The sequence below is a fragment of the Collinsella phocaeensis genome (genome assembly GCF_900119895.1).
Lineage (GTDB): Bacteria > Actinomycetota > Coriobacteriia > Coriobacteriales > Coriobacteriaceae > Collinsella > Collinsella phocaeensis.
This window is the reverse complement of record NZ_FQLR01000003.1, coordinates 240,838-252,166: the sequence shown is the minus strand read 5'-3', so window position 1 is coordinate 252,166 and position 11,329 is coordinate 240,838. Positions and strand designations below refer to the sequence as shown.

Below are 11,329 nucleotides of genomic sequence, written 5' to 3'. Positions count from 1 at the left end.
TGATAATCTGGACAAATCTGCCAGATAATGACGACGGTCTGCTCGCCCTTCTGCCCGTCTCGCTCCTAGGAAGCGAAGTACGGCATCGTTTGTACGTTATATCGCGCCGATAGCGGGTAGAGTTCGTCGATTCGAGTCGGAGACTCAACGCACCACAAAATAAAGACCCTCTGTAATCGTCATTATCTGGCATATTTGTCCAAAAAAGCAGGGGGTTAAGTAAAAATGTAAAATACAAACACCCTTTTGCCCGATTGCGGAGCTCGGTTCTGCCCCGCTGGAAGTCGCGGAAGGACTGGGGATGCGCGCTCCGGCGCATGAAGGTGCCCCGCCTCGGCATTCAGGGGATGCCGAGGCGGGGCGTAAGCGCGAGGGCTTCAGGTGCTCTTTGGCGCGTGCTTAGAGCGGCAGCGCGGTCATCTGCGTGTACACGCGGCCGCGGTATTCGCGGTCGAGGTCGTACAGACCCTTGGGGTCGCACCCGAACAGCTTCATGTTGGAGATCATGTCGCGGGCGTTCGCCTCCTCCTCGCCCTGCTCTTTGACGAAGTAGTCAAGCATCTGCATGGCGCGGATATCGTGAACGCTGTGGGCGACCTCGTAGCAGTGGTGAATCAGGCTCGTCACGTATTCCTCGTGCGCCAGCCCCGCCTCGAGCGGCTCGAGGTCGCTTGAGAACTCGACGTGCGGCTGGTCGATGGCCTTCATGACGGGCTTGTAGTCGTTGTCGAGCAGATAGCGGCGGATGGCCATGCCGTGGTCCATCTCCTCCTTGGCTTGGATCTCATACCAGTTGGCGAAGCCCTTGAGACCGCGCTCCTCGTAGTAGTCGGCGAACGTGAGATAGAGGTATGCGGAGTAGAACTCTTTGTTGATCTGCTCTTCTAGCGCCTCTGCGACCTGCTGGTTGATGGCCATATGCGCTCCTCTCGTAAAGCATGGCCCCTCTGTCGGGCTATGGTTACAGTATACGTGCGCCTCGCGCCGATTCAGGGGGTCGCGCAAAAGGGGAACAGGGGATGTTCACGCTCCTCGGCGATCGCGCCCCGCGGGCGCCGCGCTCGACGAGTGATCGTGGGCAGCCGGGGATCCGGGCCACCGGTCGACGATGGCGGGGCGGCCGGAGGCGGGTCGCCCGGGCGTCGAGCCGCCCGCCGGGCTCGGACGGAGCGCGCTGCGTTGCAGGTACAATGTGCACATCTGAATCCGTTCGAAAGGCGCGGTATGCATACGGCTCAAACAATCTCCCTCGATGCGACGGCTGCGCGCCGCGGGCGTCTCCGCGGCGCCGTGCTCGCATTCGTCACGATGCTGGCCCTGCTGCTCGCATCGGTTCCGGCGCGCGCGTACGCCGACGGCTACGAGATGCCGCGGGTCGATATCGCCGCCGCGGTGCGTCCGGACGGCAGCATCCGCGTGACCGAGCGGCGCACCTTTGAGTTCGATGACGACGTCAACGGTGTCTTCCTCGAAATACCGGCTGGCGAGAACCAGCAGGGAAGCCAGACGAGCCTGTCGGTCGCGGGGGTCTCCGTCGCGCGCGGCGACGCGGAGCCCCAGGCGTTTCGCCCCGTCGACTACGCCTCCAGCGGCGACGACGGCGTCTACACGGTCGAGTCGACGGCTTCCGGTGACCGCATCAAGGTGTTCGCGCCCAGCTACGACAGCGACACCGTCGAGATCGGGGTGGAGTACGTGATGACCGGGGCCGTGATGGCATGGTCGGACACGGCCGAGCTCTACTGGAAGTTCGTGGGCCCGGAATGGGCGGAGGCGTCCCGCGACGTGCACCTCACCGTCTCCTTCCAGGGTGCAGCCTCCTCGGACGCGCCCGCGGTGGGGGAGAGCTTACGTGCGTGGGCCCATGGCCCGCTCGACGGCACGGTGTCCCTGAACGCGGACGACGCATCGAACCCCATCGTGACCTTCGAGGTCCCGGAGGTGGCGTCCGGCGAGTTCGCCGAGGCCCGCATCGCGTTCCCGGCCTCTTGGGTGCCGGGCCTCGCCGCCTCGGCGGATGCGCGCCTCGATACGATCCTGTCCGAGGAGCAGGCGTGGGCAGATGAGGCGAACGCCCGTCGCGAGCGGGCGCGGACCTTGGTCCTCATCGCCTCCGTCGCGCAGCTGGCGATCCCGGCGGCCCTGCTCGCGATAGCCCTCTGGGGCAAGTTCGCGAAGTATCGCAACCCCGACCCCGTGTTCCGCGAGACCTATTTCCGCGACGTTCCCTCGGCCGACCATCCTGCCGTGCTCTCGGCATTCATGTCGGGCGGTTCGGTGGAGGACCGCGCCTTCATCGCGACGCTCATGAAGCTCACCGACGACGGGGTGGTGTCCCTAAGGCCCGAGACGCAGGAGAAGCGCCGGCTGTTCGGCACGAAAGATGTCGAGGTCTACATGCTCACGCTGCTGGATCGGGCCCGCGCGACCGATCCGATCGACCGGGATGCGCTCGCGCTGTACTTCGGCGAGCGGGCGCACGACGGCGACGCGGTGCCTATCGATTCGTTGCCGGACGCCGTCGGCGACGAGGACGATGAGGGCCCGCTCGAGGAGTTCAGGGCGTCCGTCATGGCGGCGCTCGAGGAGCGCAGCCTTTCGAGCACGGTGCCCACGGCGTACACGGCCGGCATGTTCGCCGCTGCGGTCGTCTCCGGCGTCATCTCGGTCTTCCTGGCCTTCTTCCTCGATTTCGCAAGCGTTCTGGTTCTGATCGCGTCACTGGCGATGTGCGTCGCCGTCGCGCTGGTCGTGGGCACCACGAAGTGCTACCCCCTCGAGGCGATCGAGTTAAAGAGCCGCTGCGATGGTCTCAAGCGCTGGCTCGAGGACTTCACGAACCTCGATGAGGCGGCGCCGTCCGATCTCATCCTGTGGAACAAGCTGCTCGTGCTCGCCGTGGCCTTCGGCGTGTCCGACGAGGTGCTGCGCCGTCTGGCCGACGCCGTTCCGCGGGACCTGCGCGGCACCGAGGACATGGGGTACCGCTATCCGGTGTACTGGTGGTGCTACCCGCATGGCCGCCTGGGATCGCCGACGGGGGCGACGGGGGGCGCGTACCGCGAGTCGGTCGCCCAGCTTGCATCGAGCTCCGATAGCTCGGGCGGCGGTACGTTCTAGCCGGTCCCGCTCACGGCCCCGACGCATGCCTGCGGCTGCACTGCCGTGGCGCGCGCCGGGCCTTTGCGCCTCCTTTGTCCGCCGGGGCAGGGCGAGGTACGACGAAGGGGACCCCGCGTTCAGGCGGGGTCCCCTTCGTCGATGTTCTCCGTGGGGTGGATGGCGGAGCACATCTCGTATGCGTGCCGAAGCGCCCATACATATACCTGTTCGAATCCCGACAGACGCGGCTTGCGGCGTCAAGCTGCCCTCATGACGCCGGGCCCCGCATGTCAGGCGGAAAGATCGAGGCCGTACAGATACATCTCGCGCGCGAGCAGCTTGCGCTCGCGGTGGGATGCGCGGTGCGTCGCCGCCCGTTTGAGGCCGCGGCGCTCGTAGAACTTCCACGTGCAGTCCGAGTCGGTGTAGAGGTGCAGGTGGGTGGCGCCCGTGGAGGCGAGGTACGATGCCGCAGCATCGAACAGGACGCCGCCGATGCCGAGGCCCCGCGCGCTCGCGGCGACCGCGAGCAGCGTGACCTCGTTGCCGCTCGTGAATCCGCTCTGCTCGAGCAGGCGGTTGTTCACGCGCACCTCGGACTTGATGAAGCTGAGACGGTTCTCGCAGGCACGCTCGTTGACCGTGCGCATGCGGCCGATGATGTCCTGCTCCATCTGGGACCAACGCTCGGCGTCGGGCGCCGTGTCGTTGTCGGATCGAGCGAGAATGATGCCGCTGGGCACCCCGTCGATGAGCGCGACCTGCGAGAACGTTGAGATGGAGAGGGAATAGGCAAGGTCGCTTGCGGCCTCGAGGTCGTTGTACGCATCGTCGGCAGTGTCCTGGTGCCAGGCCTGCTTGAGAATCTGGGCGACCGAGTCGAAATCGCCGTCTTCGAACGGGCGGTACAGGACCCTCGATACCACGTGCGCCTCCTTTCGCGCTCCTGTCTCTGCTCTACCTCACTTCTACCACCCGAGGCCATTCGATATATGACGCCTTCGTGTCACCATGAATCCCGCGCGGTATCTACGCCAAAGCATCACCGACTCTCGGCATTTTCTACAAATTAGGGTGACGGGCCGCGTGCGGCCGCGTCTGCATGCGCTACATTTACAAGAGCGATGCTACGCGCGCGGGCGTCGTGCCGGCGCGCACGTATGGAAAAGGGAGGCGGCATGGCAAACGAGGCGAAGATCGCGCGAGCGCTGATCTCGGTGACGGACAAGACCGGTGTGGTCGAGTTCGCACGTTCGCTGCAGGACACCTATGGCGTGGAGATCATCTCCACCGGCGGAACGGCCCGTGCCCTCGAGGAGGGCGGCGTCACCGTTGTCCCCATCGAGGAGTACACCGGGTTCCCCGAGATGATGGACGGTCGCGTCAAGACCCTGCACCCCAAGGTTCACGGCGGCCTGCTGGCCCGCCGCGACTCCGAGAGGCACATGGCCGAGGCCGCCGAGCACGGCATCGGCATGATCGACATGGTCGTCGTGAACCTGTATGAGTTCGAGAAGACCGTCGCCAAGCCCGACGTCACCTTCGCGGACGCCATCGAGCATATCGACATCGGCGGTCCCTCCATGCTCCGTTCCGCCGCCAAGAACGCCGACTCCGTGACCGTGGTCTCCGACCCGTCCGATTACGAGGTGATCCTTGCCGAGATGGCCGAGCATGACGGCGCCACCACGCTCGAGACCCGTCGTCGTCTGCAGGTGAAGGTCTACACCACCACCGCCGCCTACGACGGCGCCATCTCCACCTGGCTCGCCGCGCAGGCCTCCGGCTCCGCGGACGCGGCGCTCACCGCCGACGGCGAGTTCGCCGCCCCCGCCACCATGGGCATGAAGCTCGAGAAGGTGCAGGACCTGCGCTATGGAGAGAATCCGCAGCAGGCCGCCGCGGTGTATCGCTTCGATGCCGCCAACGCCCCGCTGTTCTCCTCCGCCGCTCCGCTCGTGGGCGCCGAGCAGCTGCAGGGCAAGCCCCTTTCCTACAACAACTTCCTCGACGCCGAGGCGGCGTGGAACGCCGTGCGCGAGTTCGACGAGCCCGGCGTGATCATCCTCAAGCACCAGAACCCCTGCGGCTCCGCCGTGGCGGGCGACGTGACCGTGGCCTATGACCGCGCCTTCGCCTGCGACCCCAAGAGCGCCTTCGGCGGCATCGTCGCCGTCAACCGCGAGGTCCCGCTGTCCCTCGTCGAGCATTTCGCCGACCGCGACAAGCTCTTCGTCGAGGTGCTGATCGCCCCGAGCTTCGCGCCTGAGGCTCTCGAGCGCCTGGCCAAGCGCCCCAACCTGCGCGTTCTCGCGACCGGTGCGGCTTCCGGCCACGCCAAGCTCGAGATGCGCACCGTGGACGGCGGCATGCTTGTCCAGCGCGTCGACACGGTGGACGAGGATCCCGCGACCTTCACGTTCCCCACGGAGCGCAAGCCTACGGACACCGAGATGCGCGACCTCATGTTCGCCTGGAAGGTCTGCAAGACCGTCAAGTCCAACGCCATCCTCATCGCCAAGAACGAGATGGGCATCGGCATGGGCCCCGGGCAGCCGAACCGCGTCGATTCCGCCCTGCTGGCCTGCCAGCGCGCCGACGAGGTGTGCGAGCGCCTGGGTCAGGAGGCCGGCGGCTACGCTTGCGCCTCCGACGCCTTCTTCCCGTTCCGCGATAACGTGGACACGCTGGCGGCCCATGGCGTGACCGCCATCATCCAGCCCGGCGGCTCGGTGCGCGACGAGGAGTCCATCGACGCCTGCAACGAGCACGGCATCGCGATGGTGTTCACTGGCACCCGCCACTTCCGCCACTAGTTCGGCTTCCCCAGGTGCCGCACCTCGCCTTTCAATCGTCGATCGGCGCCCTTAAGGCGTCCTCCCCCTCTTTCAAGGCGATCTGCGGCACCTGGGGAAGCCTTTGGGGATAACGGGCTGTTCGGGCCATGGGGCGCCGCACGCTAGGCGTGCGCCCCGCCGTTTTCACGGCAACCTGCGGCACCCGGGAAAGCCTTTGGGGTAACGGGCTGTTCGGGCGGTTGCCATCGCCACCCTCAAGGTGCGCGCACGCCCTCTTCCACGGCAACCTCGGGCACCTGGGAAAGCCTCGGGGGCAACGGGGTCGCTCAGCGGTCGCCATTGGATCCGCGCGCTGTCCGCCGACCGCCATCATCCAGTCGGGTCGCTCGGCGGGCTCGCGGGGCGGCCGCCCGTTCGGCCGTCTTGTTCCACGAGGGGGCATGCGCTGCCATCGGGGCGCGCATGCCCCCTTCGCGTCGGCCGCGGAGGCAGATCGCGCTTCCGCCCCACGGGGCGAATGGGTATAACGGATGCATCTCTGCAGTCCGGACGGGCGCCCGTCGCGCCCGTCCGGACACCTCACGTCGGAAGGAATGCCATGGTGGATGCCGGACTGGCGTCGCTGTTCGATGACGCCGAAGAGCAGCGCGCATACGAGGAGTTCTGCGCGCAGCAAGAGGCGGCCGAGCGCTTTCAGCTCGACCGCCCGGCGCTCGTGTGCCGCTGGCGCATGCACGACCGGCAGGTCCCCTTGCTCAACCGTCATATCCGAGCGCTCTCCGAGCGCGTCGTCCAGGGCAGCCCGCTCACGCACAACATGCTCTCCTGGGTGAAGCAGCACGTCGAATGGTCGCTCGCCGAGGGTTCCTACGACGATCCCAGCGGCGTCCTCATGCTGGTCATCGACGTGAACGGCAACGCTGCGATGACGGTGGGCTCCTATGCCCCCCTCGCGGACGTCTCCGCGTCCGCGCTCGGGGAGCGGGCCTGCGCGGCTCGCGCCGAGCAGGCCGAGACGGGGGTCGCGCCGGAAGTGCTCTGTGCGGTCGAGGGCGGCGCGCTGAGGGTCGCGGCCGCGCCCGACGAGCATGTGTGCGGTGCGATGACGCTCGTGGAGCAGCTCGCTGCGACGTGCGGGCACGCCGTTGAGCGCGGTGCCGACCCGGCGTCCCTGGCGGGGGCCCTGCTGCTCATCTCCGACGAGCACGGCGTGGTTCCCGCGGAGGGGGTCCTCTCCGACGCATCCGAGGATGCGCGTATCGTGCGCGCGCTCCAGGAGGGCACGGCGAAGCTCTTCTCGTGAGGGGCGACGCCGTACGTATCGAAGGGGGGGAGCATGCCGCTCATCTACGTCGTCGAGGACGACACCGCGATTCGCAACGAGCTCATCGAGGCGCTGGAGCGCCAGGGGTTCGAGGTTGCCTACTGCCTCGTGTTCGACCGCGTTGTCGAGGACATCCTGCGGGCGAATCCCGATCTCGTGCTGCTCGACCTCACGCTGCCGGGCACGGACGGGCAGTTCGTGTGCCGCGAGCTCCGCCAGCAGTCCGAGGTTCCCATCATCGTGCTCACCTCGCGTACCACCGAGATTGATGAGGTCATGAGCATGACCATGGGCGCGGACGATTTCATCCCCAAGCCCTACAGCGCGCGCGTCCTCATGGCGCGCATCCAGGCGCTGCTGCGCCGCGCCCAGGCGGCTCCCGACCGCAGCGTCCTGTCCCACAATGGCGTCGAGGTCGACCTTGCCCGCTCCGTCGCGAGCGCGCAGGGCGCTTCCGTCGAGCTCACCAAGAACGAGCTGCGCATCCTGACCCTGCTCATCAACCATGCGGGCGGTATCGTCAGCCGCGAGGCCATCATGCGCGACCTGTGGGATTCGGACGCATTCGTGGACGACAACACACTCACCGTGAACATCAACCGCCTGCGCGCCGCGCTCAAGAAGATCGGCGTGACGGACTACCTGCGCACGCACCGCGGGCGCGGTTACTCGGTGTAGGAGATCGCCATGCGAGCGTACCTCAGGTCCATGGTGTGGGAATGGGCCGTCGCGGGCTTCGGCGCGGCGCTCATCGCGTTCGTCCTTGCCGCGGCGGGCGTGGGCACGGCGGTGATCTGCGTCGTGCTCGCGATCGGGTTGATGGTCGAAATCCTGGTCACCGTCGTGCGCTATGCCCGCAGGCGCGAGTTCTACGCCGAGCTTGAGGAGTACACGGACGAGACGGCCTGTCCGCTGTGGACGGCCGAGATGGTCGATCGTCCCTCGTTTTGGGAGGGGGAGGTCGTCTATGACGCGTTGCAGGCGGTCTCCAAGTCGGCAAACGATGGGGTCGCGGCGGCTCAGCGTCAGCTGAGGGATTATCGCGAGTACGTTGAAACCTGGGTGCACGAGGCGAAGTCCCCGCTTGCGGCGGCCCATCTCATGCTCGAAAACCTCAAGGAGCCCGTGCATCTTCCGCGCGGGGATGAGGAGATCCAGCGGGATGCTGCCCTCATGGGCAAGCTCGAGGCGCTCGACGACGAACTCGATCGGGTCGAGGGGTTCATCGAGCAGGCCCTGTTCTTCGCGCGTTCCGAGACCCTCGACCGCGATTACCTCATTCGATCCCATAGTCTCCGGTCGCTCGTCACCTCGGCCATCAAGACGAATGCGCGCACGATGATCGCCGCGCATGTTGCGCCGACGTGCAAAGACCTCGACTTCGATGTCTTCACGGACGACAAGTGGATGGCGTTCATCTTGGGGCAGCTGATCCAAAACAGCGTGAAGTACGCGAATGCCGACGGCGGTGCGATTCGGTTCTCGGCGCGTCGCCTGGATGAGGGGCTGGCCAACGAGCGCGTCGAGTTGACGGTCTCCGACGACGGCTGCGGCGTCTCGGCAGCGGATGTCCCACGCGTCTTCGACAAAGGGTTTACCGGGGAGAACGGCAGGTCGGGCAAGCGGTCGACGGGCATCGGCCTCTATCTTGTGGCGCGGCTCTGCAAAAAGATGGGCCTTCGCGTCTCTGCGTCCTCTGCGACGGGGGAGGGCTTTGCGGTCACGATCGCGTTTCCCAGCAACAAGATGCATTTCTTTGAATGAGGCCGAGCCGGCATGCGAAGTGGGGTCGTGCTGCCGTTCGCCCGCGTCCGCGCACGTGGGGCAGGGGCGCCCAAGGGTCGCATAAAGCGGGAGGGCGTCGCGATTCCCGGAAGTTTTCCCGCTTCATGCGATCGTTCGCCCGCGTCCGCTGCGCCCATCGCCCTGCCGTGCCCGCCGCGACCACTACGGCCGCCGCCCCCGCGCGCGGAGCACGAGGGCGGCGGACCCTTCCTTCTGGCGGGAGGACGGCGGGCGGTTACTTCACGACAAGGATGTCGCAGTCGGTGTTGCGCAGCAGGAACGTGGAGATGGAGCCGAGCAGCGCGTACTTGATCGAAGAGAGGCCGCGGGCTCCGCAGAGCACCAGGTCGGGCTGGATGACGTCGAGCATCTCGTCTTTCAGGGTCTCGCGGATGCGCCCTGCGCGCACGATGACCTCGACCTCGGGGATATCCGGGTTCTTCTCGGCCTCGGCGACCTGGTCGGCGATCGAGTTGCGGAACGCCTCCTCGAGCCCGTTGATGAGGTCGACGGGATAGGAGCCCGCGCTCTCGAGCGCCGTGGAATCGATGACATGGCCGATGATGAGCTTGGCGTCGTTGTTCGCCGCCACCTTGATGGCGCGCGCAAGCACGAAATTCTGCTGCTCGGTGCCGTCAAGAGAAACGAAAACTGTGGAATAACCCTCGTTCATGATTGCCTCCTTTGGCGCGCGGCTCCCCCGTGCGAGCCGCTGGGCTGCCTTGCCTTGGAGCAGTTATACCCGCGGTTCGTGTGCACGTCGCGCATTATTCTGTGAATGACGTAGCTTTTTTCTGCACCCGTCCTCAAGCGGCGATAATGGGGTGCGCGCGGCGCGTCCGGCGCCGCCTTCCACCACGACCCGTGCGGAGGCTTTCCTTGGATATCATCGAGCTTCTCAAGTCCGCGTTCCTGGGCCTCGTCGAGGGCATCACCGAGTGGCTGCCCATCTCCTCGACCGGCCACATGATTCTCGTGGACGAATTCGTGCATCTCAACGTGACCGAAGAGTTCTGGAATATGTTCCTCGTCGTGATCCAGCTCGGCGCCATCCTGGCGGTGTGCGTTCTCTTCTTGCGCGATCTGCTGCCCTTCGGTTTTGGCAAGACCCGCGTCGAGCGCCGCAACACCTGGTCGCTGTGGGGCAAGATCGTTCTCGGCTGCATCCCGGCCGCGGTGATCGGCATCCCGCTCGACGATTTCATGGAGGAACACCTCTACAGCTCCACGGTGGTCGCCGCCGCCCTGATCGTCTACGGCGTCGCGTTCATCGTGATCGAGAACTGGCGCGCCAAAAAGCTTGCCGCGCGCGTTGCCGCCGAGGGCCTCTCCCAGGCGCGCCCCGCCGGTGCGCACTTCGCTGCCCCCGCCGCGGCGGTCGAGCCCACCCCGGACGGCGACTTCGGCTCCATCTCCACGCTCGAGGACCTCGATTGGAAGACTGCCCTCGGCATCGGCTGCTTCCAGGTGCTCTCCCTGATCCCGGGCACCTCGCGGTCCGGCTCCACCATCATTGGCGGCCTGCTGCTCGGATGCACCCGCTCCGTGGCGTCGAAGTTCACCTTCTTCCTCGCCATCCCCGTCATGTTCGGCGCGAGCTTCCTCAAGCTCGTGAAGTTCTTCCTCAAAGGCGGTGCGTTCGACGCGAGCGGCATCGCCATCCTCGGGGTCGGTTGCGCCGTGGCCTTCGTCGTGTCGCTCGTGGCCATCAAGTGGCTCATGGGCTTTGTCCGCCGCCACGACTTCAAGGCGTTCGGCGTGTACCGCATCGTGCTCGGCATCGTCGTCCTCGCGTACTTCTTCGTGCTCGCGCCGATGCTCGGCTAGCATAGGAGCCCAAGGAATCGCATGGCCCCGCCCGCGCCCAGAGACGCGGGCGGGGCCATGTGCGTGCAAGCTGCCGTGCGAGGCCGGCGCTGTCGGCGCGTGGCTGCACGGTCCTCAGGTCCGCAACCGGAAAGGACTCGTCGTGAACATCCAGATATTCGGAACCAAGAAGAGCTTCGACACCAAGAAGGCGCAGCGCTGGTTCAAGGAGCGTCGCATCCGCTTCCAATTTATCGACCTCAAGGAAAAGGGCATGAGCAAAGGCGAGCTCACCAGCGTGATGCGCGCGGTCGGCGGCATCGAGGGGCTCATCGACCCCGCGGCCAAGGACCAGGACGCCGTGGCGCTCATCACGTATCTCGCAGAGAGCCAGAAGTTCGACAAGCTGCTCGAGAACCAGCAGGTCCTGCGCGAGCCCATCGTGCGCAACGGGCGCGCGGCGACCGTGGGCTACGACCCCGATGCCTGGTCTCGTTGGGAGTAGGCTTCGCCC

At 66.3% G+C, this 11,329-nt stretch carries 10 protein-coding genes; 7 read left to right on the top strand and 3 right to left on the bottom strand.

What is annotated here, in order from left to right; translation table 11 throughout:
* Window positions 1-399 precede the first annotated feature (399 nt).
* Entirely contained in the window at window positions 400-918 is a 519-nt protein-coding gene (locus BQ7355_RS01760) for a ferritin (RefSeq protein WP_072414644.1), read from the bottom strand.
* A 306-nt stretch (window positions 919-1,224) separates the two neighbouring features.
* On the opposite strand from BQ7355_RS01760, the gene BQ7355_RS01755 reads away from it, so the two are divergent.
* Complete coding sequence (locus BQ7355_RS01755; protein WP_072414643.1) at window positions 1,225-3,120, top strand: DUF2207 domain-containing protein; 1,896 nt, start codon at window positions 1,225-1,227, stop codon at window positions 3,118-3,120.
* A 272-nt stretch (window positions 3,121-3,392) separates the two neighbouring features.
* Here BQ7355_RS01755 and BQ7355_RS01750 read toward each other — a convergent pair whose 3' ends face one another.
* Window positions 3,393-4,028, bottom strand: coding sequence for a GNAT family N-acetyltransferase (locus BQ7355_RS01750; protein ID WP_072414642.1), 636 nt, complete (start codon window positions 4,026-4,028; stop codon window positions 3,393-3,395).
* A gap of 252 nt (window positions 4,029-4,280) precedes the next feature.
* Here BQ7355_RS01750 and purH point away from each other — a divergent pair, with 252 nt between their 5' ends.
* The 4 genes from purH (at window position 4,281) to BQ7355_RS01730 (ending at window position 8,988) form a co-directional block, all read left to right on the top strand.
* Window positions 4,281-5,918 (top strand): bifunctional phosphoribosylaminoimidazolecarboxamide formyltransferase/IMP cyclohydrolase, encoded by a 1,638-nt coding sequence (gene purH / locus BQ7355_RS01745; RefSeq protein ID WP_072414641.1) that lies wholly within the window; start codon window positions 4,281-4,283, stop codon window positions 5,916-5,918.
* 580 nt (window positions 5,919-6,498) lie between these two features.
* Window positions 6,499-7,203, top strand: coding sequence for a hypothetical protein (locus BQ7355_RS01740; RefSeq protein WP_143761663.1), 705 nt, complete (start codon window positions 6,499-6,501; stop codon window positions 7,201-7,203).
* A gap of 33 nt (window positions 7,204-7,236) precedes the next feature.
* On the top strand, window positions 7,237-7,902 hold the full coding sequence (locus BQ7355_RS01735) for a response regulator transcription factor (RefSeq protein ID WP_072414640.1): 666 nt from the start codon (window positions 7,237-7,239) through the stop codon (window positions 7,900-7,902).
* A 9-nt stretch (window positions 7,903-7,911) separates the two neighbouring features.
* On the top strand, window positions 7,912-8,988 hold the full coding sequence (locus tag BQ7355_RS01730; RefSeq protein WP_072414639.1) for a sensor histidine kinase: 1,077 nt from the start codon (window positions 7,912-7,914) through the stop codon (window positions 8,986-8,988).
* Between the two features lie 256 nt (window positions 8,989-9,244).
* On the opposite strand, the gene BQ7355_RS01725 is transcribed toward BQ7355_RS01730, so the two are convergent.
* Entirely contained in the window at window positions 9,245-9,682 is a 438-nt protein-coding gene (locus BQ7355_RS01725) for a universal stress protein (RefSeq protein WP_072414638.1), read from the bottom strand.
* Between the two features lie 206 nt (window positions 9,683-9,888).
* Here BQ7355_RS01725 and BQ7355_RS01720 point away from each other — a divergent pair, with 206 nt between their 5' ends.
* Together BQ7355_RS01720 and BQ7355_RS01715 are read left to right on the top strand one after the other, a co-directional pair.
* Entirely contained in the window at window positions 9,889-10,836 is a 948-nt protein-coding gene (locus BQ7355_RS01720; protein ID WP_072414637.1) for an undecaprenyl-diphosphate phosphatase, read from the top strand.
* Window positions 10,837-10,978: 142 nt separating this feature from the next.
* A complete protein-coding gene (locus BQ7355_RS01715) occupies window positions 10,979-11,320 on the top strand; it encodes an arsenate reductase family protein (protein ID WP_072414636.1) in 342 nt (113 codons plus the stop codon).
* Window positions 11,321-11,329 lie beyond the last annotated feature (9 nt).